This is a genomic window from Paraburkholderia youngii (assembly GCF_013366925.1).
Taxonomy (GTDB): domain Bacteria; phylum Pseudomonadota; class Gammaproteobacteria; order Burkholderiales; family Burkholderiaceae; genus Paraburkholderia; species Paraburkholderia youngii.
On sequence record NZ_JAALDK010000002.1, the window covers coordinates 282831 to 306001 of the forward strand.

The 23171-nt window shown below is 58.5% G+C and carries 27 protein-coding genes; 6 read left to right on the plus strand and 21 right to left on the minus strand.

The genetic code is table 11. The features are described 5' to 3' along the window. Positions 1–8: 8 nt before the first annotated feature. The 19 genes from G5S42_RS32560 to G5S42_RS32650 form a co-directional block, all read right to left on the minus strand. Positions 9–731, minus strand: coding sequence for an ABC transporter permease (locus G5S42_RS32560; RefSeq protein ID WP_176110907.1), 723 nt, complete (start codon positions 729–731; stop codon positions 9–11). Positions 732–816: 85 nt separating this feature from the next. Then, positions 817–1677 (minus strand): transporter substrate-binding domain-containing protein, encoded by an 861-nt coding sequence (locus tag G5S42_RS32565; RefSeq protein WP_176110908.1) that lies wholly within the window; start codon positions 1675–1677, stop codon positions 817–819. A 903-nt stretch (positions 1678–2580) separates the two neighbouring features. After that, positions 2581–3192, minus strand: coding sequence for an SgcJ/EcaC family oxidoreductase (locus G5S42_RS45855; protein ID WP_376777208.1), 612 nt, complete (start codon positions 3190–3192; stop codon positions 2581–2583). 28 nt (positions 3193–3220) lie between these two features. Beyond that, positions 3221–3745, minus strand: a complete 525-nt coding sequence (locus tag G5S42_RS32575) for a P-loop nucleotide/nucleoside kinase family protein (RefSeq protein WP_176110910.1) — start codon at positions 3743–3745, stop codon at positions 3221–3223. A gap of 304 nt (positions 3746–4049) precedes the next feature. Beyond that, a complete protein-coding gene (locus G5S42_RS32580) occupies positions 4050–5156 on the minus strand; it encodes an IS5 family transposase (protein WP_376776852.1) in 1107 nt (368 codons plus the stop codon). A gap of 140 nt (positions 5157–5296) precedes the next feature. Continuing rightward, entirely contained in the window at positions 5297–5815 is a 519-nt protein-coding gene (lspA, locus tag G5S42_RS32585; RefSeq protein WP_176110911.1) for a signal peptidase II, read from the minus strand. A gap of 106 nt (positions 5816–5921) precedes the next feature. Next, a complete protein-coding gene (locus G5S42_RS32590) occupies positions 5922–6194 on the minus strand; it encodes a hypothetical protein (RefSeq protein ID WP_176110912.1) in 273 nt (90 codons plus the stop codon). 166 nt (positions 6195–6360) lie between these two features. Then, positions 6361–7224: a hypothetical protein gene (locus G5S42_RS32595; protein ID WP_176110913.1), complete on the minus strand. Its 864-nt coding sequence runs from the start codon at positions 7222–7224 to the stop codon at positions 6361–6363. A 99-nt stretch (positions 7225–7323) separates the two neighbouring features. After that, the gene (locus G5S42_RS32600; protein WP_176110914.1) at positions 7324–7734 is read right to left on the minus strand and encodes a GIY-YIG nuclease family protein; all 411 of its coding nucleotides are present in this window, start codon (positions 7732–7734) and stop codon (positions 7324–7326) included. Beyond that, positions 7731–8054, minus strand: coding sequence for a hypothetical protein (locus tag G5S42_RS32605; protein ID WP_176110686.1), 324 nt, complete (start codon positions 8052–8054; stop codon positions 7731–7733). Before G5S42_RS32605 ends, G5S42_RS32600 begins: the two co-directional genes overlap by 4 nt. 520 nt (positions 8055–8574) lie before the next feature. Continuing rightward, positions 8575–8808 carry a hypothetical protein gene (locus G5S42_RS32610; RefSeq protein WP_176110915.1) on the minus strand — a complete coding sequence of 78 codons (234 nt, stop codon included), beginning with the start codon at positions 8806–8808 and terminating at the stop codon, positions 8575–8577. A 77-nt stretch (positions 8809–8885) separates the two neighbouring features. Then, positions 8886–9047, minus strand: a complete 162-nt coding sequence (locus G5S42_RS32615; RefSeq protein ID WP_368612709.1) for a DUF1488 family protein — start codon at positions 9045–9047, stop codon at positions 8886–8888. Between the two features lie 81 nt (positions 9048–9128). After that, the gene (locus tag G5S42_RS32620) at positions 9129–9449 is read right to left on the minus strand and encodes a type II toxin-antitoxin system PemK/MazF family toxin (protein ID WP_176111940.1); all 321 of its coding nucleotides are present in this window, start codon (positions 9447–9449) and stop codon (positions 9129–9131) included. After that, entirely contained in the window at positions 9443–9691 is a 249-nt protein-coding gene (locus G5S42_RS32625) for an AbrB/MazE/SpoVT family DNA-binding domain-containing protein (protein ID WP_176110917.1), read from the minus strand. The genes G5S42_RS32620 and G5S42_RS32625 overlap by 7 nt, the downstream gene beginning before the upstream one ends. A gap of 387 nt (positions 9692–10078) precedes the next feature. Further along, the gene (locus tag G5S42_RS32630; RefSeq protein WP_176110918.1) at positions 10079–10582 is read right to left on the minus strand and encodes a YbaK/EbsC family protein; all 504 of its coding nucleotides are present in this window, start codon (positions 10580–10582) and stop codon (positions 10079–10081) included. Positions 10583–10662: 80 nt separating this feature from the next. After that, on the minus strand, positions 10663–12075 hold the full coding sequence (locus G5S42_RS32635) for an aspartate ammonia-lyase (protein WP_176110919.1): 1413 nt from the start codon (positions 12073–12075) through the stop codon (positions 10663–10665). Beyond that, complete coding sequence (locus G5S42_RS32640; protein WP_176110920.1) at positions 12068–13051, minus strand: LysR family transcriptional regulator; 984 nt, start codon at positions 13049–13051, stop codon at positions 12068–12070. Before G5S42_RS32640 ends, G5S42_RS32635 begins: the two co-directional genes overlap by 8 nt. A 119-nt stretch (positions 13052–13170) precedes the next feature. Then, complete coding sequence (locus G5S42_RS32645) at positions 13171–14526, minus strand: MFS transporter (protein ID WP_176110921.1); 1356 nt, start codon at positions 14524–14526, stop codon at positions 13171–13173. A gap of 242 nt (positions 14527–14768) precedes the next feature. Next, positions 14769–15881 (minus strand): type II asparaginase, encoded by a 1113-nt coding sequence (locus G5S42_RS32650; protein ID WP_312883662.1) that lies wholly within the window; start codon positions 15879–15881, stop codon positions 14769–14771. Positions 15882–16156: 275 nt separating this feature from the next. Here G5S42_RS32650 and G5S42_RS45270 point away from each other — a divergent pair, with 275 nt between their 5' ends. Beyond that, entirely contained in the window at positions 16157–16282 is a 126-nt protein-coding gene (locus G5S42_RS45270) for a hypothetical protein (RefSeq protein ID WP_281375122.1), read from the plus strand. A 259-nt stretch (positions 16283–16541) separates the two neighbouring features. Here G5S42_RS45270 and G5S42_RS32655 read toward each other — a convergent pair whose 3' ends face one another. Then, positions 16542–17561 carry a zinc-dependent alcohol dehydrogenase family protein gene (locus G5S42_RS32655; RefSeq protein ID WP_176110922.1) on the minus strand — a complete coding sequence of 340 codons (1020 nt, stop codon included), beginning with the start codon at positions 17559–17561 and terminating at the stop codon, positions 16542–16544. Positions 17562–17684: 123 nt separating this feature from the next. Here G5S42_RS32655 and G5S42_RS32660 point away from each other — a divergent pair, with 123 nt between their 5' ends. After that, positions 17685–18593: a LysR family transcriptional regulator gene (locus G5S42_RS32660; RefSeq protein WP_176110923.1), complete on the plus strand. Its 909-nt coding sequence runs from the start codon at positions 17685–17687 to the stop codon at positions 18591–18593. Between the two features lie 444 nt (positions 18594–19037). After that, positions 19038–20714, plus strand: a complete 1677-nt coding sequence (locus tag G5S42_RS32665) for an APC family permease (RefSeq protein ID WP_176110924.1) — start codon at positions 19038–19040, stop codon at positions 20712–20714. Between the two features lie 28 nt (positions 20715–20742). Here G5S42_RS32665 and G5S42_RS32670 read toward each other — a convergent pair whose 3' ends face one another. Then, positions 20743–21654, minus strand: coding sequence for a bifunctional 5,10-methylenetetrahydrofolate dehydrogenase/5,10-methenyltetrahydrofolate cyclohydrolase (locus G5S42_RS32670; protein ID WP_176110925.1), 912 nt, complete (start codon positions 21652–21654; stop codon positions 20743–20745). Between the two features lie 507 nt (positions 21655–22161). Here G5S42_RS32670 and G5S42_RS32675 point away from each other — a divergent pair. The 3 genes from G5S42_RS32675 to G5S42_RS32685 all read left to right on the plus strand — a co-directional run bounded on the left by G5S42_RS32675 (position 22162) and on the right by G5S42_RS32685 (position 23147). Further along, positions 22162–22497, plus strand: coding sequence for a hypothetical protein (locus G5S42_RS32675; RefSeq protein ID WP_176110926.1), 336 nt, complete (start codon positions 22162–22164; stop codon positions 22495–22497). Between the two features lie 123 nt (positions 22498–22620). Beyond that, positions 22621–23010, plus strand: a complete 390-nt coding sequence (locus G5S42_RS32680; RefSeq protein WP_176110927.1) for a hypothetical protein — start codon at positions 22621–22623, stop codon at positions 23008–23010. After that, positions 23007–23147 (plus strand): hypothetical protein, encoded by a 141-nt coding sequence (locus tag G5S42_RS32685; protein WP_176110928.1) that lies wholly within the window; start codon positions 23007–23009, stop codon positions 23145–23147. Before G5S42_RS32680 ends, G5S42_RS32685 begins: the two co-directional genes overlap by 4 nt. Positions 23148–23171: the final 24 nt, after the last annotated feature.

Consider the following 23171-nt stretch of genomic DNA (forward strand, 5'->3'; position numbering starts at 1 on the left):
CCGTGGTGTCAGTTACGTGCGAAATTGCGCTTGAAGGACCGTGCGACGATCGCTTCCGCGCGGCCGAAAACGCGGTTCGACATGCCCGTCATCACGAGATAGAGAGCCCCGCCCACCACGAAGAAGAGGAAATACTGGTGTGTGGAACCGGCGGCCACCTGGCTTGCGCGCAGCAGTTCGGCCAGTCCGGTGACGGAAATCAGCGCGGAATCCTTGAGGCTCAGTTGCCAGACGTTTCCGATGCCAGGGAGTGCGAATCGCAGTACCTGGGGAATCAGGATGCGGCGCGCCATGGTGAGCGTAGGCATGCCGATCGCCCGCGCCGCTTCCAGTTCGCCGCGCGAGACGGCCAATACCGCAGCGCGATACACCTCCGCCTGGTAAGCGCCGGAAATCATGCCTACCGCGAACGCACCGATTGCAAAAGGCGGCACGCCGATGAAGCCGTCCGCGCCGAACCACTGGCCGATCGACGAAACCAGCGTCGAGCCGCCGAAGTAGAACAGATAGATGACGAGCAACTCAGGCACGCCGCGAAAGACGGTGGTGTAGCAGTCACCGATCACGCGCGCCGTGCGATAGCGCGAGAGCTTCGCGGCGGCGATGAGCGCGCCGAATACGGCACCGATCGCGAGCGCAGCGAGCGTCAGGGCAACAGTCATGAGCGCACCGAGCAACAGCACGCCGGCCCAGCCATCAGGACCAAATCCAAGCATTTCGAAGAGAGACATTTTCCTACCCCAGGCAAGCTTGCGAACGGGGCCGCGCGCCCTCAACCAGGTGCTGCGCGGCGCGCGGCCAGACCGTAGGCGCCGCTCAGGGCGTCACGTCGGTCTTGAACCACTTCTGCGAGAGCTTTTTCACCGTGCCGTCGGCGAGCGCGGCAGCAATCGCCGTGTCGAACTTCGCCTTGAGGTCGGCGTCCTGCTTGCGGAAAGCGAGCCCTTCGCCCGGCCCCCAGATCGGGCCGCCGATCTTCGGGCCGACCGTCACCGTGGAGGACGCTTCCTTCTTGTCGGCATTGGCGGCGTAGTAGGTCACGTCGTCAAACGAGGCGTCGATGCGGCCGTTGGCCAGATCGAGATCGCGCTCCGGCGAAGTCTTGTACACGCGGATCGACGCGATATCCTTGAAGTTCTCGTTGATGAAGCGTGTATAGACCGTGCCGGACTGGATGCCGATCGTCTTGCCCTTGAACGCGGTGCGCAGCGCGTCCACAGCGGGGGCTTGGGACCGCGCGTCACTATCAAGCTTCAGCGGGGGGGCGCTGGCGGCCGTCTTCGGCACGATCTTCGTGTCGGTCACAGCGAAGGTCGCGGGCGTCGCCGCATAGGGCTTCGAGAATGCAATGATCTTCTCGCGCTCGGGCGTGATCGAGATCGCGTCCATCAGCACATCGAACTTGCCGGCCTGAAGGCCCGGAATCATGCCGTCCCAGTCCTGCGCCACGAGATTGCACTGCAGCTGCGCGCGAGCGCACAGGTTCGCGACCAGCTCAGGCTCGAAACCGCCCAGCTTGCCGCCCGGCAGCGTCAGGTTCCAGGGCGCGTAGCCCCCTTCGAGCGCGATCGTCACCGTCTTCCATTCTTTTGCCTGCGCGACACCGCCGCAGAGCATGGCGGCACCGACTGCAGCACCGATCAATCCCTTCGCCAACCCGCTGTACTTCGCGTGCATCTCGACTCTCCTGTGATTGCGAAACCTCTGGAATGAGCGCGCGACTCTGTTCGCATCGCGTCTTGTCTAGACAGGATGCTGAAAAAAAAATCTGGATGCAAGCTGAATTCCAAAAAAACCAGGTCTTATCTGGGGTATGCCCCGAGTCGGCGATCAGGCACACCGATCGTGCTGAGAGATGGATCTGCGGAGCCATTGATGACCTCAGTGCTCCATGGCACGGGTCTTGTCGCGCATCGGTGAACCCCGAATTTGGAGCTTCCGGAACATCTTTGCTTCCGGGACCACTCCGCTTCCTGGAAAGTGGGACGCGCCAGGTTTGGTAATGAACAAAGGAATGGTTCGCAGTCACGTTGCCTAGACAACATCGTTTGTTCAATGGTCGCCACTTCGACCGCGAGGACACCGCCCTCTGCGTTCGCGTACGTGCACCGGTGGCTTCACACTGACACGTGGACAGTCAGTTCTTTCCAAGGACCTAAACCGGGGTAAGGCCAACCACATCGAAAAAATAGTGTCCGCCGCCGGGGCAGCTAACGGAGCAGTGCGCACATCCTGACCGGCGTCTCAAAGACGGTAGTTTTTTTAGGTTTGCCCAACGCCTGCCCGCGAGCGCTGACGCGTGCTTGCGAGCCCGCGGACATGGGCAGGCGTCGAACAAACCGTAAGACAAGCGCGCGTCGCGCATCGGGCGGGTTTCGAAGTGGACCGGCCGTTCGAATGACCTCTGCACGGTTCAGGCGAGCGGCAGAAAGTGGCCGGGTTCTGCCTGATGGGGGCCGCTGGCACTTGGCCGCCACCGGGCCGGCGGCGAATGCACCAAACCGACCCTGAGCCGTCGGCGACGAGCGACAGCTTTTCCAGAGTGCCGTCGTCAGCTTCTGCGTTTGACGGGTCGTGAGGCTATCGACGATCGGCGCATCTCTGTGCCCAGCGCGTGATCTTGACGCTGAGCGGTTGTACGCGGGTATTCCGGAACGATCGGATTAACCAGTCTCCGCCAGATTTTACGAGGACATAGGTTTGATAGGATCTCTTTCGCTCACTTCCTGCAGTATGGACCAGCGCAATGTTGCTCGAGAGTAGGACGATGCTTTCGATTTCGACCGACAGTCCGGTGTCTTTAAGGACGCCTCGGAAGAGCGCGCTGTGTACCGCAGAATTCTCGGCCCGACTGCGAAGATGCATCCCGTTGAATGTGATGTAGTCAGACTGTTCCGCAAAACACTGTGCATATGCCGCCCCATCGCCACGCGCCCACGCATCGTGCAAACGAGCTAGCAACGAGCGAATTGCTGTCTCGTCCTCAATCGCGACGACTACGGCTACAAAATTGTTTTCGTCTGCCAATGTTTGCCCCTGGAAAGAAGGCGTTAGCCAAGGGTGTAGCGTGGAAAGGTCCGCGTAAGCGAAATCCACGCTCGTTGGAACAGAATACCCAACCCATCGAACGTCCGCTATCTGACGGGCATTTGTTGAGGCCAAGCGTCCGCAGTTGGCCGAGCGCCGCCTCATGCAATCAGCATGCTCGGCATCTCGCACGCTAAACCGTTCTATTATCCGGAGGTGCCGCAAACAGGCGCTGCATGATTGCTTCAACGGCTTGTTCGACCGAAACCTTTGCGGTGTCGACGACGAGATTTACCGATTCCCATGGTTCGTATTGACGTTCGAGCACGCTCTTCCATGTCGGCAGCTGAAAGCCCGGGATATCAGCCTTTCGCCCCTCGACCCTCTGACGATGCATCGCGGCGTCCGAACAAACCAACTCGATTTCGAAAATTTGCACACCTGCGTCGAACGCCACATTTGTCCAGGCGCTACGCGTAATGTGCAACGAATTGACCGAGTCCGCGACGACGGTCAACCCAAGCCGTAAGTTATCGCCCGCAACTGCATATGCGGCCAGGTAGCCGGCAGCTCCGATATCCGCCTGCCCGTCCCCGGACGCGAAGAATGCCTGTTCCAACGTGTCGATACGCAGATAAACTGCGGCGAGCCTACGTGCGAGTGTTTGCGCTACCGTTGTCTTTCCGGTTCCCGGTAGTCCCCCGAAGGCGATCAACATCCCCAATGCTCCCTGTATAGCGGTTTCTGTCTAATTGTCGCGGATTCCGGAGGAGACCTTGAGTGACCGGTCATGGCCGGACCGGGTCGATGCCGAATGGGCAAGCGGTGACAGAAGAGCGGCAAGTATCAGGTGGAAATCACCTAGCAGGCTGTTGAAAAGCGCCCCGTCATGACGACCGAAGCTATGTTCAGGAGACTTGCGCGTGCGATATTGCGCTGAATTAACGGTTCACCGCGCGATCTGCGCGGGGCAGGCGCACGCATGCGGCTCGTCTGGCGCGCAGTCTTCGCGCATTGGCGGCTCATCGCGTCGCTCCTCGCGGCACCATCCCTGGCATTCGGGCCATGCGGGTCAGATTGCTCGCAACCATCGTCAGCTTGAAGTGCTGGTCGACGCGCTTGAGGCCGCGATAGACCGTCTGCCGGATCCGCCCGATGGTTTTGCCCCAGCCGAAATGCTCTTCGATTCGTTTGCGGATGATCTGGCTAGTCCGGTAGCCCGCATGCCGCGAAGTGCGACCGTCGATGGCGCTGCCGCCCCAACGCTCATCGTTGCGCGCGACATGCGGTGTCACGTTGCGAGCGCGGCAATCGTTCACGAAGTCACGGGTGTCATACGCCTTGTCGGCGCCAACTGTCTTCGCATGAGTACCTGGCACGCAATCGAGCAATTGCAATGCGCTGGCCCGCTCGGCAAAACCATCTGCGTGACTAACCACGGCGCCGACCACCAGCCCCGAGCGATTCTCCATCAGGATGTGCCCGTGGTAGCACAGGATGGCCGGGCTCTTGTGGCTCTTCTTGAACAATCGCGCCTCCGGATCAGTAGTCGACTCGTGCGTGGCATTGCTACGTCGCTCGCCTTTCCAGTCGGTGTCGGCGTTGCGGCCACCGCCGGCTGGCGGACCATCGTCCGGGCCGTCCTTGCGGCGGAAGCTTTTGTGACTGGCCCACGCCTGAATCAGCGTGCCGTCCACCGAGAAATGCTCTCTCGACAGCAAGCCCCGCTTGTCCGCCAGGCTCATGACTTCGGTGAAGAACGCTTCCACGACTTCATGCTCCAGAAGCCGGTCGCGGTTCTTCGAGAACACCGAGTGGTCCCACACGGCGTCCTCAATCGCCAGCCCGACAAACCAGCGGAACAGCAGGTTGTAGCGCATCTGCTCCATCAGCATGCGCTCGCTGCGTACGGAGTAGAACACCTGCAACAGCAGCGCCCGCATCAGCTTCTCAGGCGCAATCGAGGCACGACCGGTGTCCGCGTAGATGACGCTGAACAGCCCGTTGAGCCGTTTCAACGCATCATTCACCAGCAACCGGATCGGTCGCAACGGGTGATCTGCCGGGACGAAGTCCTCGAGCTTGACCGTCGTGAACAGGGGTTCCTGCATCTCGTCCATTCCGCGCATCGCATCCGCTGCCAAAGATCATGAACACGATATCCATAACGCCCGTCCTTCAAACCCCGTTTACACGGGATCCAAATTCAACAGCCTGCTAGATAGACTGCTACGTCATCCAGAGCAGTTGTCGGCCGTACTCCTCGGCTTTAGATTCTCAGGCTGTTGCGGTCCGCGGGCAAAGTGGGCTTGCGTTTCACGCTGCTGAGAAGGAGTAGCGCTACGCCGAGCATGATTCCGACGTCCGCGAAATTGAATATGCCCGTTCTCAGGCGTCCGATACCCATGTTGAAGAAATCGAAAACCCGGCCATCATACACACAGCGATCGATGAGATTGCTAAGTCCACCGCCCAGAATGCAAGCTATCGCAATGACGTCAACTCGGCCAAGCTTGGGCGACCGCAACAACCAACCAACCAGACCGACCAGAATCGCCAAAACACCATATACGAGAATTGCATTGCGCGTCGCGTCGGACATTTCCGCCCCAAGGCTAAGGAACGCGCCATGGTTGTAGGTGGGAAGAACCAGGAGACTTCCGGCAAACAGCGACACTACCTCGCCGGACGACAATATTTGCTTAAACAATGCTTTCGTCAACTGGTCGATAACGATCCAAGCGAGCGCGCAAAACAGCGCAGTGGTAAATCTCTGTTTCGTTGTCATTCGAGGACCGACCCGTAGACTGGCTGGATTACATTGTAGCCATTCCGGAATTCTGGGTAAGAAAACGCGGCGATCGTCATCGATCTATAGACATGTCTCCAATGTCCTATTGTGGCCGAAGCCAGCCGGACATGTCCGGCTCCGCCTCGACGCGGCTGCTGCCTGTCGCATCTTTGAACAGTTCGGCGAATGGCTGTGTCTTCTGCGGCGCCTTGACTTTGCGCGCTGCTCCGTAGGCTGGGTTGTGCCGGATCATCCCGACCGGCGCACGTGCAATACGCCAACGTCGCTTGTCCAGCGCTTCCAACTTCCGTTGCGCCGCGCTCCACGCATCTTGCTTGCCGAGTACATGGCGAAGCCAAGCATAGGCCGGAGTCATCCAGAATCCTCGACAGTCTTGATCCGCTCCGCCTGAGGCCGCAGACGCATGTGTGCGCGGCGTACAGTCCGACTCCAGGTTACTCGTTTCATTCGCTACTCCCCGGCAGTTGATTCCCTGCTTTCCTAGTCAGTCTGCCTCTTCCCGTCGGGAAGCGATGTGGCTGTCACAGTTGCCGCGCTGTAGGACGCGCCGGCACCGGTGCGGACGCCGGCCCTGGCAAGCTGGGACGTGGAAGCTTGCTTGCCGCTGCGGCTGCCGCCTGCAGAGACGTCCCGGCTAACACGATCTCTTTCTCATTTGGGGGCAGTCTGTCAATCGAACGGATCGAGGCTTTCATAACCCAGCATGCGTCGGTGACAGAGGCGCCGCTCGGGTTGACGGTAACTTGAGCGAGGCGATCGGCATCGGCTTTGTCTTTGACCTCCGTCATCATGAGCTTACCCAGAGCGATAGTGGCGGCCGTGTGTTCGGCAGCTGTAGGCACATGCTGCGGCGAAGTTTGCGCACTCGCGTGCAGCATCCCGGCGATTAGTCCGAGGTACTCGTCAGTGTCTTCATCAGTAAGGTTAGCGAACGTCATCAGGCGACTCGATATGGCAGCCGGCGAGCGTTGTCCGTAGCAATCGTCCGGTAGGTGGGCAGCGGCAACGCGAGCATATAACGACCAGAACTCTGATCTCTTCGCTGGCGAAATGCGCGTCATCCCGTCAGCAATCAGCGCTCGCCCTGCGGGGCTTTCGACCGGCGGGATGCCTGTCGGGAATCGGGCCCTGAGATCGGGCGCGTCGCGAACCGCACGCTGCCATTTGAGCAGGATCTCCGCTTTCTTCGTGCCAGGCTGCACGCCGGCCTGTTTGAGCCGCTGTTCCTCGATGGCCCGCTCAACCAAAGCTTCGGCGTTTGGCGCCGTCGTACCCGTCATTGCAGTCGTCTTGTCACCGGCGGTGGCCGGCGTCGTCGCATTATTCAGAGCGCACGCACTCAGGCAAAGGGCGCACAAGGCTGCGATAGCGATGCTTCGATTCATACAACTCCCCGCTTCAACTTAGATTTTTTTGATCGGACAAGTGACGCCTTTCGAGCCACGGCTTGAGCAAGTCCGCAAGCAACGTTTCCTTGGCAACTTCTACGACAGGTCGCGCCCGATCACATTAAGGGTTGGGTCGAGCCGACGGATCAGGAACGCTTCGATAGCGGGCGCCTCAAAGCGACTTTCATCAGGAAGTCCTATGGTGCGCACCGCGTGCGCCGCGAGCAGTTTCTGATTTTTGACACGACCGGCTGTCCGGTCCGTGTTCCAGCCAAAATGGGAGCCGAGGCGAGCCCCAAGGCCGTCCGCCTTGCCAATGTATAGCAGGTTGTCATCGCGGTCGAAGATGAAATAAACGCCAGCAGACGCGGCGTTAGGAAAGCTGCTCGATACATAATCGTCGACTATGCTGAACGGAGGCCCCAGCTTCGGCCTGGGGAACTCTCGGTTAAATTCGGAGATGGCGGACTCAACATCGCCAAGCGAAATGGTCTTATTGGTTGTCATGGTCTTCCAGTGCCGCGTGTGGCGGCGAATTTTTCTATCCACCCAATGCGTGCTTTAAAGCGAAACCTGCGAGCGCTTTGATCGCGTCGAAGGTCTGGGATGTCTGCGAGCACGTCAACGCCTTCCTCTATGTCCGATAGCTGCTGCCGTAGTAGATCCCAATCACGTTTCATAATTTTCCTAACCGTGATTCCGTTTGCCCGCTCTTTTGCTTCTAACTCGTGAGCACAGAGGGTGATCTTGCGCATCGGGTCCGCATCGGCGCGACGATACTGAAGGAAGCCGATGCCGTAGCCGATAGCCAACCCAAGAATCAACATGCGCATGCTCGACAAAGTGTCTCCAACGAGTGGTTGATCGCGTGACTGAAATCAGTGTTTTCCTATCTAAAGCGGTAGACCCATGTGGCGCTCAAGTTAGCCCATCCTGCTTCCCACACGTACACGTGTGCAATCTCGCGAATATGGCTTGCATGCTCGACAGATTTCATGACAGCGGAAGTGTCATGCGACTCCAACAGCTCGAAGGCACACCCGCCGAGTAGATTCAAGACGACCACCACAGCATAAATCAACATGACTAAGGCAACCATCCAACTCCGCGTCGCACTGACAATCCCTCTCGCCACAAGGATGACGGATGGCTCAATGTACATCCACCAGCTCCCGTTATCGGAGAGATAGAGCATGAGCGAAATGATCACGGTCTGGAATAGCGCCAATCCGACCCATCGCGGGGCGCGATCTTTAAGAATCTCATCGACGCTGGACTCGTTCGTTGCTCAGCTAGCTCCCTCTAGCGCGAACAGGATTTGGGCGCATTCCGTTGTTTTCCCATGCTTCAGTTGTGATCAGCGATGGCGCAATACAGATGCCACCACCACGCCGTCCGTGTCTGAATCGTCTTCATGCATTTCCATGCATCTTGGTCGCCTGCTCGTATAGCCTTGAACGTCTGATCCATATTTGGGCACATACCAAGCCAAAGCGCATATCGCTCGTTCTCGACGCGGACCAGTGCCTTCCCTAGGGTGAAGACTGCTGCGAGCAGAAGCAAGATGAACAGATCGCGCATGGAAGCCTCTCGTTCTCCCGTTGTCAAAAATCATCGGAGACTAGCAGGCAACGACCGGCTGGAAGCCGTGGCGGCAGCTACACTCTCGCGACAGCCTCGATCTGAGCGCGGTGCGCCTCGAACGCTGCCACCAAGTCGGCTCCTCGCACCGAGGGCGAGTCAAAATGATCCTCAAGGGCCTCTGCCGAGATTTCACATTCGACTTCTGCCCTGCCCACCATCGCGACGAAAAGCGACAGTCGTTTTCGGCGTGTACTTCGCGGGCTTGTTTGAAAAGTGGACCACCATCACTGCTCTCCCTTTCCGTTTTTCGATTTTCCCTACTCTGCAAAGACTTCCTGCAAGGTTCGCAGGGTGTCCAACAACGTCTTATCGGCCACTGCGCCCTCTTTCTTGACTAGGCGCACCTTGTCTACTGCGCGAATCTGGTCCAGAAGGATCAAACCTTGTTTGCGCTTGAACGTCACGGGAATCCGAAACGGCGCTGGCCGCCCCTTGGAAGTCATCGGCGCGACGATGACTGTGCGCAAGTGATCGTGCATTTCGGGAGGCGACACCACGACACAGGGGCGCGCCTTTTGAATATCGCTACCAAGCGTCGGATCGAGCGCAACCAACCAGACTTCCCCGCGCATCACCAGGCAAGCTCCGCGTCATCGGCATTTGAAAACTCGCCCATGACCAGCACGTCGCCGCCACTCCCGGCCAGAGCCTTGCTTGCTTCCGCCCAACCCTCACGGGGTTTGTGCTTCGGACGGCGCAGAACAATGGCGTCGTTCTCGACTTCCATCTCCACTTCGCTCTCCAGCCCGAGTTGCGCAAGGAACGGCTTGGGAATTAGCACGCCCTGCGAGTTCCCCATTCTGCGAATCGTCGTCTTCATGAAACCTCCAAAGTAAGAACAATGTTAAACCATAGCGCGGCAGAAGTAAAGACAATGTTATTACGTGTGGCGTCGCCTGTCTCGCCCGCCGCACCGGGTCGGATGACTCTCATAACACCTCGCAAAACATCTGTCGCAGCCTTTTATCGGACACGGCCAGATAGGGCAAAACGTGGTCGAATTCCGCATGACCGAGAAGTTGCTGCACCGTCTCAATGTCGTACCCTGCTCAACAAGGTTGCTGGCAAACGAGCGGTGTCCAGAATGGGATGATCCACCGCGTATCCCCGCATCCCTGTAGAGCGAGCTGTCACTCGAAAGGCCGCTCCTCTCCGATACCTGTCGGACAGCGTATGAGCACTGGTCTTGTCGCACGGATACGGCGTTCTAAGCGACGGCGCGATCAGGGAGCGGTCTCCAGTCGGCGCGATGATCGATGGTTCGGAGGAACGCGTCAAATGCTTGTTTAGAAAGCGAAACGCTTGCGTTGTTCTCTAACGGATGAAAGAGAAACCACGGTTCTGCGTGCAGATCGTAATCGACAATGAGCCGAACACGCTCCCCTTCATCGTTGACCAGCGCAAGCGGACTCAGGGAGCCGGGCAGGACGCCCAGCAGTTCCATGAGTTTGTCTGGCGACGCGAAGGAGAGACGCTTGCTGCCAAGCAGGTCCGCCAAAGCAACCAAATCGAGAGACTTGCAGGCCGTCGTAACGATCAGGTAGTAACGTCCATTTTTGTCTTGAAGCAGAAGATTCTTGCACCGCGCACCCTCAAGCACGAGGTTGAGTTTGCCTGACTCAGCCATATTGAGCACCGAATCATGCTGCTCGCAAGAGAACGGTATTTGTCTATCGTCGAGGAGCTTCAGTAGTTCGACTTTTCCCAACATTGATGTCTTTTAGTCTTTAAAGTCGCAGGGTGATGGCCGGCTCGCGAAACTGTCTGCACGGCCGACCCCATTCATTTCGGTTATGCGTCGAATACAGGATAAGATGCCTTGCGGATCGCAGCGATGGTCGCATCGGGCGACAGCAACCCCGATTCGTCCAGGATGGTTACCAGCGAGCGGCCCTCCGCCACCGACTGGCGAGCGAGCTTACTTACACGGGCGTAGCCGACCTTGGGAACCAACGCCGTCGCAACTGCCATCGATTCCAAAAGATGCTTCTCGTTACGTTCAACGTCGGCCTGGATGCCCTTGACGCATTTCTGTGCGAAACGTTGAATGCCGTTTGTGAGCAGCACGATGCTGTCAAACATACGAGACGCAACTACGGGCTCGAAATGGTTGATTTCCAATTCACCGTACTGCACTGCCTGAGCAACTGTGACGTCGTTTCCAACGACCGCGAAGCTCAGTTGGAGCATTGCCATCGGTAGGACTGGGTTGACCTTCCCCGGCATGATTGAAGAACCGGCCTGTGCCTCTGGCAGCTTCAGTTCGCCCAAGCCACCCACCGGTCCCGAAGACAGCACCGTCAGGTCGGAAGCAACCTTTGCGAGCGATACGGCGGTCGTGCGGAGTTCTGCCGAAACTCGCGAGAACACGTCCATGTTCTGCATTGCATCGAAGGAGTTCGTTGGTGCCTGATAGTCCACCCCTGTGATTTTGCCAAGATGCGAATACACTGCAGCGCGGTAGCCAGCCGGAGCGCCGAAACCAGTCCCGATCGCCGTGCCACCCAGCGGAAGCGTGCGAAGCTTGTCGCGAACTACATTGAGCTCTTCGGCCAGACGCTTCGTCAAAGAAGCATAGCCTCCAAACAGCTGGCCGAGACGCATCGGTTGCGCGTCCTGTAGGCAGGTGCGGCCCAGATGCAGCACATCGGCAAACTCGGTGGCCTTGCCGTCGAACAGAACCGCAAGTTGCGACAACTCTTCGATCAAAGGTCCGAGCATCGCATATGTCGCGATCTTCAAAGCTGCCGGGTAAGCGTCGTTTGTCGACTGCGAAGCATTGACGTGATCGTTCGGATGAACCACTTCGTAACTGCCCGGTGCGCGTCCGAGGAACTGCTGCGCACGGTTGGCGATGACCTCGTTGAAGTTCATATTCGTCGAAGTCCCGCCCGAACCTTCCATCAAATCTACGAGAAGCGACGCGTCGCACCTCCCGGCGATGACTTCCTGACAGGCCTGTGCGATCGCTTCGCACTGTTCCTTGGTCACGACGTTGTTGTCGAAGTTCGCCAGTGCGGCGGCCCACTTCACCTGTGCGAACGCGTCCCGGAATTGTGCGTAGTGGGCCACATTGAGCGGGGACACCGTAAGATTTTCGACGCCTCGAACGGTGTTCACACCGTAGAGCTTGTCAGCCGGAATGGTGACTTTGCCGACGTAGTCCTGCTCGGTGCGCTGCTCGCCTTGAGTAAGCTTATTCATGAGTGTTCCTTTCGCCAACGGTTATAAGAGATTCGATGTTTGAGCCAACGGCTTTCAGCCTCGGCATGAACGATGTTTTGATGACCATATGCGCGGTCTCGCAAGCGTCATCGAAGAATGCGTTGTATTCGCCTCGTCGCGCCACTAGATAAAGCGAGCGCTCCAAGCCCATTTTGTCAACTACGTGAGTAGCGACGTTGCCCGCATGTGTCACAGCTTGGAGATGGCACATGGGAGATGTTATTGCCCAGCCGATGCCTTCGGCGACCATGGACGTGAGGGCGTCCGCATTGTCCAGCTCCAGCCTGTTGGAGGCGCGAACTTCAATTCGCCGAAGATACCGTTCGATCTGCATGCCAACCTGAGAGGTTCGGTTGAACCGGACGATAGGCAAGCTCTTGGAAAGCGACCGCAGATCGTCCAGAGTTCGCACAGGCTTTGTCATCTCCTTTGGGGTTATAACGAAGTACCGTTCTGAGAACAGCCTGTAGCGAACAACGTCATTCGCATCCATCAACGGGTCGCTGGTTATGATGAGGTCCAGGTCTCGGCGCAACAGAGCTTCGCCCTGCTGCGGACTTAGACCGGTGCGTATCGAGAGCTGCGAAACCCTGCTGAGCAGGTTTTTGGTGAAGAGTGAGCCGCAAGTTGATGCGAAGGAGTCGACCAATCCGATACGCAAATCAGGTTTGATTCCTTGACCTGCCTCGACGACCTGCGCCTTCAGGTTGGCAATTTCCTCACTCAAGACTGCTCCGCGATTCCGAAGTGCGATTCCAAACGGCGTTAATGCGAGTGGTCGTGTCGTACGGTTGACCAGCACGACGCCTAACTCTTCCTCAAGCTGCCGGACTATCTGCGACACACCTGATTGTGAGATGCCCATCCTCGCTGCCGCTGCCGACATGCTTCCTTCTTCGGCAACGGCCACAAAGATTTGCACTGCATGCATGTCGAGTGGTTTGTTCGATGACATTGCTCGGTTCCTGATAGTTGCCTGGCCTCACTGTCGCGTATGCTTGCTGACTTCAGAACCGCATGCTTTTCCGCTTTGAGGAACCGACTGCTCGCCACTCACCACGAAGACGTAAGCCGTCAGGCATGGCGCTTAGCAGCAAGGGATTCTTCCTGGGCGGTGGTATCGGCCTTTACGTCGGTCAAATTCTCATTGCCCGTTTCAGGTGCCATCAGGTGACAGAAGGCCCCGCCAAAGAGCAGCACTGCGACGCATACGCCCAACGCCGCGTGAATGCCGACGTGTTGGACCGCCAGCGGAAGCAAGAACGTGCTGATTGCCGAACCGAAGCGACTTGACGCAACTGCCAGGCCCACGCCAGATGCACGCAGATGAGTCGGGAATAGTTCGGGCGGATAGACGAATTCAAGGTTTGCTGCTGCCGAGAGAATGCATGCGAATGCGCCGAATGCGATCATCGTTCCGACGGGGCCGAAATTGGCATAGGCAAGCACCGCCAGAGCAAGCGATGCGAGGTAGAACGTCCCGATCAGGAAGGCGCGGCGAGACAGCCGATCGACCAGCAAGAGCCCGATGATGGCACCGGCGAACAACAGAACGTTGTAGACAAGGCCGCCAACGAATTTGTCTTTGACGTGCAGCGCCTCAAGCACTCGCGGCGCGAACGTCCCCAATGCGAAGTAAGGGATGACCTGACACGTGTAGAAGACGCAACCGACAAGGGTGTTTTTGCGCCAACGCGGCGAGAACAGCTCGGACCATGCGCCGCCGCGATGCTGATTTGCATCGGCCGCGGGCTTCGGAAGGGTAACCTCGGGACCGAACTTACGGCGAATGATGGCCAGAGCTTGGTCGCCGCGTCCGCGTTTCATCAGCCACATCGGCGATTCGGGCACTATGAGACGGAACGGAAGAATCAACAGGGCGGGAACGCCGCTCGCCGCGAGCATGATTCGCCAGGCGTCCGGGCCAATGTCGCGCATTGCGAACCCGGCAAGGTAGGCGCCAACATAGCCGGCCGCCCAAGCCGCGGCAAGAACGCTGAGCAGGCGTCCCCGGTAGCGACGCGGAGAATACTCAGTGACCAGGGACTTACTCACGACATAGTCAGCGCCGAGAATGAACCCTAAAAGCAGACGCAGAACGAATAGCTGCGTAGGCGAGGTGACAAAGTATTGCGCGCCCGAGACGACGGCGAAGAGCAGCATGTCATAGGCAAAGATCGATCGGCGACCGAACTTGTCTGCAAACGGGCCTGCCAACATGCTGCCGAAGAAGAGGCCCGCAAGCGACGCCGCTCCGAGTAGTCCCATCCAGAACGCGTCGAGGTGAAGAGGGCCCGTTGCCATGCTGACGGCGATGCCGATGATGCCAAGCACGAAACCGTCGCTGAATTGGCCGCCCGTGCCACTAAACGCGACGCCCACGTGGAAAGGACGAAGGGGTACGTCTTCGAGTAACACCTGATTGCTCACTGTCGTCTCCTGTCTCGGTGTAATGCCTAAGTGGTCTTGGCATCTTGAAAACAGTCTATGACGAGAAATTCAGTAAAACAGCAGGTCCAGCCCTAGTATCAGAGTTTCTAATACTAACTCGAAGCAAGGCTGAATCTCAGCGGGCGCCGATTTTTTAAGGGCGTAAAAAAAGCCCAGCGCGTAGCGCCGGGCCGTTCAATGGTACTTCGTCCGGTCAGTTCTCCGTCCCACACCTCTGTGTTTCAGAATTGGTGAAGCATCTCCTGAATCCGGGCCGGGTCTTTTGTGACCGTGAGCGCGAGCATCAAGAGAATTCGAGCCTTCTGCGGATCGAGGTTATCCCCGAGAAGGCCAACGTAAGCGGGATCTTCCGGGACGTAACCGCTGCCGGTTCGCGAGGAACGGACCACAATGACACCCTTATCGATTGCCTTCTTGATCGACGGAAGCGCGAGAAGCGACTCGCTGCCTGCGCCTACGCCTACGCCTGCCACGACGATGCCACGCGCGCCGTGGGCCACTGCACCGTCATAGAGATAACCTCCGTCGTTCTGATAGCCATACATAATGTCCACTTCAGGAAGCGAATCGAGGTTGGACACGTCGAACGGGGTCTGCATTGTGTGAAGTTTCACTACAGCAGTTTCGAAGTGCGGCACGTTGTCAACCAACGTACCAAGGTAGCCGTCGTCCGGGCTCTTGAACGTATCGAGGCTATCAGCGTTAGTTTTAGTCGTATATCTCGCGGAGCCGATCCGGTCGTTGAGAACAATCATCACCCCTCGCCCGCGCGCCGCCGGTGATGCTGCGACAGTCACCGCCTGAAGCAGGTTGCTAGGGCCGTCCGCGCTAATAGCCGTCGAAGGGCGCATTGAGCCGGTCACGACGACCGGCTTGTCGCTCTTAACGACCAGATTCAGGAAATAGGCGGTCTCTTCGAGTGTATCGGTTCCGTGAGTTATAACCACACCAGCGATATCGGGTTGAGCCAACAGTTCGTTTACTCGCTTCGAAAGCTTAAGAAGAATAGCGTTGGTGATGTTTTCGCTTCCAACGTTCGAGACCTGCTCGCCTGATACCTGGGCGACCTTTCCCAGCGATGGAACCGATTTGAGAAGCGCGTCTGCAGTGAGTACGCCCGGTTTATAGCCCGTCGTCTGCGTTTCGGTAGCCGCGGTTCCAGCGATTGTTCCACCGGTTGCCAGTACAGCAACATGAGGCAGGGCGGTTTGCTGCTGAGTCTGGACTTGAGTTTGCGCTTGGGCATTCAACGGCCCAGTCGCAAGAAAGCCAAAGATGAGGAAAGTGCAAGCAAGGCGTTTCACCTGGCTCAATTGAGCGCATGCGTCTTTCACAGCGTACTCCCGGATTAAAGGTAAAGGATCGCCGGCGCGTCATCGCTTGACGCGGTCGATTGAATCGGACCCAATCGGTAGGTGAAGGGATGCGTGGATGCCTGGCTTCAACTGGTACGGTTCCGATGAGCGAAGTGTAGTAATCCGCGCGACACGCCAAAATAATCGGGCAGCACCATTACTAAATCTGATACTGCTATTCCGTCCGCCTGAAACTTCGCGCTACATCGGGTGAATTCTGATTGCACTGTCGGACCGGTACACGATCGCGAACTATGGACTCGGCGGCAAAAGCCCCCGGCCAGCAGGAGGGCTGGGCGAAGTTCACTTGGCCGATCTTCGCGCTCTTCGTCGTTCTTGGAGCATTATTGGTCGTGGCCGCGCAATCTTATGGTTATTGATGTTGGCGCGCCCAGCAGTGTCGGACTGATGCACCGATGAGTTGTCTTCGCCGACGGTATCGAACGACTGCTCCACCACAGTCAGCGGCCATCCGACGGTCTTTGGCTCGACGGGCCGCTTCGGGTCGTACTGGGCCTTTCGAAGCGCTCCACACACCGGCCATTCAGAGTCGATCACTGCCGCCCACGCGGTTCGACAATATCCCCAGGCCTCATGCCCGCGTATCCAGACATCGCCGAACCCTCATCAGTACAGGGTTCAGGCGTCTATCCGGACCACCACCTTCCCGAAGTGCTGTCCGGACTCAAGATGCCTGTACGCGGCAGGCGCGTCGTGAAAGCCAAAGACGTGATCGACCACCGGCCGGATTTGATGCGCGGACACGAGCCTGACAACCTCGTCGAGCATCGAGCGGCTGCCCACCATGATTCCATGCAACCGCTTGATGCCCCCGATCACCGGCAGGAGTCCAAGCTCCGGTCCACTAGAGCCGCTCACACCACCGATGATCGACACGAGGCCGCCCATTTTCGTCGCGGCCACCGAGCGCGGCAGTGTGTCCCGTCCACCGATCTCCAGCACGATATCCGCGCCTACCCCATCGGTCAGCCGGAGAACCTCGTTCTGCCATTCCGGCTTGGTGCGGTAGTTGATCGTCTCATCGGCGCCGAGTTTCCGCGCGCGTTCCAGTTTTTCATCGCTCGACGACGTGATGATCGTGCGCAGACCCGCCGCGCGGGCCAGCTGCAGCGCGAAGATCGACACCCCGCCTGTGCCGAGCAGCACCACCGTGGAACCGGGTTTCGCGTCGCCGTCCACGAATAGCGCGTTCCATGCGGTGACGCCGACGCACGACAACGTGGAGGCTTCTTCATAACCCAGGTGTGCCGGGATCACCGCAAGAGCCGTTTCGTCGACCAGGAACCGCTCGGCCAGCACGCCGTTGACTTTTGCGCCTGGCGAACTGTCGACTTTCCACGGTGCCGGAGCGCCGTCGATCCAACGCGGGAAATATGTGTTGACCACGCGATCGCCCGATTTGAAGCGGCTCACGTCGCGGCCGGTCTCGACGACTTCGCCCGCGCCATCGCACAGCGGGATCAGCGGCACATCGCCAATGCCGAGATAGTCACCGCGGGCGAACATCAGGTCCCGATAGTTCAGCGACGCCGCGTGAACCTTGACAACGACCTCAGTCGGCCCCGGCGATCGCATGGTCGCGTCGCTGCGCTTCAGGCCGGAGATACCGGCGCCGGGTTTCAGTTTCCATGCGTTCATAGCAACTCCCCATCGGGTAGAAGCACCTATGTTAGTGTTGCGGGAAAGGACGCATTGACGAGATTTTGACGACTTATCGTCGCCTTCCAGGAAACATAAACCGCGGTATCGGGAGCTCGCACGATGGACGATCGGCTAAGAGGCATTGCGGAATTTGTGGATGTCGTGGATGCCGGCACCTTCGCCGCAGCGGGCGAACGCCTTGGTGTCACGCGCTCGGCGATCGCGAAGATTGTCGCGAGGCTCGAGCAGCGTCTCGGAGTGAGACTGCTGCAGCGAACCACCCGCCATCTGAGCCTAACCGACGAAGGACATGCGTACTATGAGCAGTGCCGACGCGTGATGGCCGAACTCGGCGCGGTCGAGGCGACACTGGAGGCGGGCCGCCGCGATCCGTCCGGGCGGCTACGCATCACCGCGCCGGTGCTGTTCGGCAGGCAGTGCGTCGCACCCGTGATGCTGAAGCTGGTCGAGCGCCATCCGTTGCTCGACGTCGAGATGTCGTTCAGCGATCGCGTTTCGGACCTGGTCGAGGACGGCTTCGATATCGCCGTGCGGATTGGACCGCTGCCGGACCATGCAACCCTTGTCGGGCGCCGGCTCGGCGTTCAGCGGATGGGCATTTGCGCGTCTCCGGCCTGGCTCGATCGACACGGGCGGCCGTCGGGCCTCGCCGACCTCGGCTCGCACGTCAGCATCGCTTACGGCCGCGGTGGACAGAGCACACCATGGCGAGTGCTCGGCGCAGACGGCGAGGTGCAGGAGTGCCGACTGTCCGCGCGCCTGCGTTATGACGACCTCCAGGCCATCGCCGACGCAGCGGCTGCGGGCGCAGGCCTCGCCTGGTTACCATGCTGGCTCATGGCGCCCTATCTGCGCGACGGCCGGCTGTCGCTCGTGATGGATAGCAACAGCGTGCAGGGCGCCGAGGTTCACGTCATCCGCCCGCAATCGCGACATCTGCCCTCGAAGGTACGCGTCGCAATCGACGCGCTCGTAGACGAGATACCACGAGTGCTTGCCCGGGTCTGAGCCGTAGACCGGATTGAATCTGTCAACGTTGCGACGATAAATGTGTCAATTCGCGTCCTCGCCCATCCGCACGCGTCATGGATGAGCGCGTGTGGAACACGCGGCGCAAATGAAAGCCTCACGCTTTCCAAATCAGCAGTGAGCCGCGGGGGAACCACCTCTCATCCGCCCCTCCGTATCAACGGCTCATTCCGGCGACCCAGCCAACCTCCGTCTGGCAGTCAGAGTGACTGAAGGCCTGAATCGCTGTCGAATGGGCTCGCGCCGTAGAAGCATCATTTTTTCCATCGGCACATGCGTGCTACATTCGGTTACCGACAAGCGCTCGCTGTGCCATAAGGCGCACACGAACCGTAGCGCACTCGCGCGACCGTTTTTTTCCCCTCAATTGGCCAATGGAAAGGGGCATCCCACGAGGTGTCCCATCGGAAAAGGAAGACAGCAATGAGCGCGATTCCCGAACCCCACGCCCTCGAACCGCAAGGTTCGTTAAAAAGAAGCATAACGTGGACAGGCGCATTCTGGGTGGCAAGCGGCGCATCGGCGCTGGTCCTTTTCTCAATCGGCTCGATTGCCGCCACGGTCGGCAAGCTTTCGTGGGCCGTCTGGATGATCTCGATAAGTCTGGGCTTTATCCAGTCGTTTTCCTATGCGGAGATTGCGGGGCTGTTCCCGCACAAGTCCGGTGGCGCGTCGGTCTACGGTGCGATCGCATGGGTGCGCTACTCAAAACTGCTCGCACCGCTATCTGTGTGGTGCAGCTGGTTCGGATGGTCGCCGGTGATTGCGATTGGATCCGGACTTGGGGCAGGCTATGTCCTGACAATCATGTTCCCGCCGGAAGCCGCAATCAATACCTGGCAGATCACACTCGTCAATCTCGACTGGTTGAGAAGCGGATTGAGCCTCCGGATCAACGCAACCTTCATACTAGGTGCAGCGATTCTGCTTGTCACCTTTGCGATGCAGAATCGCGGCATCCTGCGCACGGCCCGCATCCAGATGACGCTCGGCGTGCTTGCGCTCATACCGCTGATCATCGTTGGCACCGTGCCCCTTCTGCATGCTGATCTGCCGCTTCACAACCTTTTGCCGCTCCTTCCGTTCGCGCGAGACGCGAGCGGACAGATCGTAGATGGCACATGGGGACGCGCCGGAATCACCCTGATGGCGGGTGGACTTTTCATCGCCGGCTATTCGACCTATGCATTTGAGACAGCCATCTGCTATACGCGCGAATTCCGTGATCCGAAGATCGATACGTTCAAGGCCAATCTCTATTCTGGCCTGCTGTGCATCTTCGTCTTCACGGTGTTGCCTCTGTCCTTTCAGGGTGTGCTCGGGCTGGGCCACCTGGTCACCCCTGAAGTCAAGGACGCAGCCGGGCACGTCGTGACACCAGCCGTCTATAGCGGCATGCTGGCCCCCGACATCTATAGCGGTTTGGGTATCGCGAAGGCAATGGCACCGATGATCCACGGTGGCCCGTTTGTAGAACGCGTGCTCGCGGTCATGCTGGTGCTGGCGCTCGTGCAGGCCATCATGACAGCGATGGCGGGGTCCTCCAGGACGCTCTATCAGGCTTCGCGGGAAGGCTGGTTGCCGAAATACCTCTCATACGTCAATCAAGACGGAGCTCCGACCCGGGCGATGTGGACAGACCTGTGCTTCAACCTGATCCTCCTCTTGATGTCGGACTATGTATTCGTGCTGGCCATGTCCAACGTTGGCTATATCATCTTCATCTTTTTGAATCTGAACGCTGCCTGGATTCACCGGCGCGACCGCCCGGACTGGCACCGGCCGTTCCGCGCTCCTAACTGGCTGCTGGCGCTCGGAACGTTATTCTCATTCGTCAACCTCGGACTGCTCGGCATGGGGTCGAACATCTGGGGCTCGGGGACGCTCATTTCGGGCCTCGCTTTCGCCGCAATGATTATTCCCGTTTTTCTTTATCGCCATTACGTCACTGATAAAGGGATTTTTCCCGAAACGATGATGGAGGACATGCATAGGACTGAGGAAGGCAAGTCGGGCAGGCGTGCGGGACTCCTGCCCTATTGGACGATCATCGCCGGGGTCCTCGTGGTCGCTGTCACGCGCAGTCTCGCGGTCTATTGACGATATACACGTTCAGACACTGTCCCACTCAAACTGTCAACGTTGCGGCTGGTTGATTCGAACGCGCCGCGGCGTTCAGCGTATTCAGCATCAACATCGCGATGGTCATCGGGCCAACCCCGCCCGGCACCGGCGTAATTGCGGTGGTGAGCGGCAACACGTTGTCGTAGTCGATGTCGCCGACGAGGCCCGACTCGCCATTGGTTCTCGTGACCCGGTTAATACCTACGTCGATTGCGACCGCTCCCTCCTTTATCCAGTCCGCTTTCACGAGCTTCGGGATACCGACCGCGGCAACGACGATGTCAGCCTGACGGCAAATGTTCTGCGGCTCGACCGTACGACTGTGGACGATGGTGACCGTGCAATCGTTGTGCATCAGCAGGTTCGCCATCGGCTTGCCGACGATATTGGAGCGCCCTATCACGACCGCATGCTTGCCACGTAGACCATCGCCTAGCACCAGCTTTAGCAAATGCAGGCAACCAAGCGGCGTGCAAGGAACAATGGCTTGTTCGATGTCTCCCGTTCCCAAGCGACCCGCATTTGAATAATGAAATCCATCGACGTCCTTGTTTGGGGCAATCGCCTCGATAACAGCATTGGGATTGATTTGCGGTGGAAGGGGCAGCTGCACCAGGATGCCGTGAATCTCGGGATCCTGATTGAGGTCCCGTATGAGCGCGAGCAGTTCGACCTCGCTGGTGGCCTCGGCTAGATCGTACTGACGGGACAGAAATCCACATTCTTCGGCACGGCGTTTTTTGTTCCGCACGTAGACGCTGCTTGCCGGGTCTCTTCCCACGAGAACCACGGCCAGACCGGGCCGTAGCTTTTCGGCCTGCACTTTCGCCTTGATTGACTCGACGACATTCGAGGCCGCGGCTACGCCATCGATGATGTGAGGCTGTTCAATAGAAGACGCTCGGTTGCTGTTCATTGGCCGTTTTCCGTGTCCGTGGATGAAGAAACATCATCGTTGCGCTGTCACGCGAATCAATGAGAAATGGCAGAGACCAACAGTAGCGAAGCCCACCCAAAGCGTCAACGCCAATCACCTTTTTTTCTCGTCAGGGAACACGAGTACACCCTAAGGGGTATCGCCTCGAATTTCCGCTCACTCGCACAAGCGCTGCCGTCTCCCAGACAGGCATGTCGAAGGCCCCGCCCCACCACGACTTCAGGGACATTTTTCAGGTCCCCACGATTCGTCTCGCCATCACGCGCATCGGCCGCGAACTCCGTCGAGCAGTACCAAACGCGAGTACCTCCAAAAAGGTAGGCGTAGTCACCATTAAACGGGCTACCCCTTGCCCGTTGTTGACAAGGCCACGCGGACACACAGATATTGTCACGAAACTCTGTTGACCCCACAGAACCAGGAAGATAGCCCAATCAGTGATCTTTGCCGGAGTCTCCGGCGTAACCCCAGGAAGGAGTGGACGACATGGAACCCGCAATCCGTAAGCGTATTGATCGAATGTTTTCCCGCGACAAACGTATGGCGCAAATCGCTCTCCTCCTGTTGTGGGCGACCGTGGGCTATGTGTACTTTGCCGTCACCTCCCAGACTGCCGACGCGGCGGTTCGGCTCGCACTATCGATCGGCGCAGGTGCCGTACTGGTGTTCAATTCCGCGTCGATCATCGCGATGATTCGCCACTACAGGGAAGACAAAGATCACATCTACGGCCTCGACATCCGTCACCTGGACGCAAATCGCGCTGCCAAGGCGGAGTTGGCGGGACGCGGCGATGGATCGTTCAGTCCTGCCGTCGACTAGGACTGCCTTTTTCACTTTTTTCTGCGCACGGCCGTGTCACACAGTTGCCCTAGTCGACAACTGTGACGAACGGTATTTGCCTGCGTGCGCAATCCGCAATACCGACTGAAGAGGAGAATCATCATGGCAGCCGATTACGTACCTCCCGTGCAGAAAGGATTCGGACAGCTTATCGATAGCATCTTTCTGCTCGTTCTCGTGTACTGCAGCCTTCTCGCGCCCCTGTTGCTGAAGGCCCCCGACCAGGCTCTGGCAACGCAGGCTGAGAGCAAGCAGGTGACGTGGCGCGATTTGGGGCAAAACGCCACTATGGAAGGGCAATGGCGCAAGCTGGGTTTCGACGTGCAACAAGCGAAGCCGATCATTACCCAACGTTTCGACTATCAGATTGAACCCGTCTCGCTGATTGCGACGGCACTCGTCATCGTCGGGTACTTCGTGTTCGTGCTGCGCGTATCGGACAAGCAATACCGTCAGGTGATCGCGGAAAAATTTGGGAAGGTGATGTCATGAATCTTTGGCAATGGTCGAGCAATGCCGCATGGGGCCTGTCCGTTCTCATCTTCGCTTGGATTCTCGTCGACGCATTCAGGGTTAGCCGTGAATACGACGATGACTTCCTGATGAGTTCCACGGAAGGGAACGAATAGCCACACAGTGTTGGCCTAAATCAC

Coding starts and splice junctions, on each gene's coding strand:
- G5S42_RS32560 (WP_176110907.1), bottom strand. CDS start 731: ATGTCTCTCTTCGAAATGCTTGGATTTGGTCCTGATGGCTGGGCCGGC.
- G5S42_RS32565 (WP_176110908.1), bottom strand. CDS start 1,677: ATGCACGCGAAGTACAGCGGGTTGGCGAAGGGATTGATCGGTGCTGCA.
- G5S42_RS45855 (WP_376777208.1), bottom strand. CDS start 3,192: ATGAGGCGGCGCTCGGCCAACTGCGGACGCTTGGCCTCAACAAATGCC.
- G5S42_RS32575 (WP_176110910.1), bottom strand. CDS start 3,745: ATGTTGATCGCCTTCGGGGGACTACCGGGAACCGGAAAGACAACGGTA.
- G5S42_RS32580 (WP_376776852.1), bottom strand. CDS start 5,156: ATGCGCGGAATGGACGAGATGCAGGAACCCCTGTTCACGACGGTCAAG.
- lspA (WP_176110911.1), bottom strand. CDS start 5,815: ATGACAACGAAACAGAGATTTACCACTGCGCTGTTTTGCGCGCTCGCT.
- G5S42_RS32590 (WP_176110912.1), bottom strand. CDS start 6,194: ATGACTCCGGCCTATGCTTGGCTTCGCCATGTACTCGGCAAGCAAGAT.
- G5S42_RS32595 (WP_176110913.1), bottom strand. CDS start 7,224: ATGAATCGAAGCATCGCTATCGCAGCCTTGTGCGCCCTTTGCCTGAGT.
- G5S42_RS32600 (WP_176110914.1), bottom strand. CDS start 7,734: ATGACAACCAATAAGACCATTTCGCTTGGCGATGTTGAGTCCGCCATC.
- G5S42_RS32605 (WP_176110686.1), bottom strand. CDS start 8,054: ATGTTGATTCTTGGGTTGGCTATCGGCTACGGCATCGGCTTCCTTCAG.
- G5S42_RS32610 (WP_176110915.1), bottom strand. CDS start 8,808: ATGCGCGATCTGTTCATCTTGCTTCTGCTCGCAGCAGTCTTCACCCTA.
- G5S42_RS32625 (WP_176110917.1), bottom strand. CDS start 9,691: ATGAAGACGACGATTCGCAGAATGGGGAACTCGCAGGGCGTGCTAATT.
- G5S42_RS32630 (WP_176110918.1), bottom strand. CDS start 10,582: ATGTTGGGAAAAGTCGAACTACTGAAGCTCCTCGACGATAGACAAATA.
- G5S42_RS32635 (WP_176110919.1), bottom strand. CDS start 12,075: ATGAATAAGCTTACTCAAGGCGAGCAGCGCACCGAGCAGGACTACGTC.
- G5S42_RS32640 (WP_176110920.1), bottom strand. CDS start 13,051: ATGTCATCGAACAAACCACTCGACATGCATGCAGTGCAAATCTTTGTG.
- G5S42_RS45270 (WP_281375122.1), top strand. CDS start 16,157: ATGGACTCGGCGGCAAAAGCCCCCGGCCAGCAGGAGGGCTGGGCGAAG.
- G5S42_RS32655 (WP_176110922.1), bottom strand. CDS start 17,561: ATGAACGCATGGAAACTGAAACCCGGCGCCGGTATCTCCGGCCTGAAG.
- G5S42_RS32660 (WP_176110923.1), top strand. CDS start 17,685: ATGGACGATCGGCTAAGAGGCATTGCGGAATTTGTGGATGTCGTGGAT.
- G5S42_RS32665 (WP_176110924.1), top strand. CDS start 19,038: ATGAGCGCGATTCCCGAACCCCACGCCCTCGAACCGCAAGGTTCGTTA.
- G5S42_RS32670 (WP_176110925.1), bottom strand. CDS start 21,654: ATGAACAGCAACCGAGCGTCTTCTATTGAACAGCCTCACATCATCGAT.
- G5S42_RS32675 (WP_176110926.1), top strand. CDS start 22,162: ATGGAACCCGCAATCCGTAAGCGTATTGATCGAATGTTTTCCCGCGAC.
- G5S42_RS32680 (WP_176110927.1), top strand. CDS start 22,621: ATGGCAGCCGATTACGTACCTCCCGTGCAGAAAGGATTCGGACAGCTT.
- G5S42_RS32685 (WP_176110928.1), top strand. CDS start 23,007: ATGAATCTTTGGCAATGGTCGAGCAATGCCGCATGGGGCCTGTCCGTT.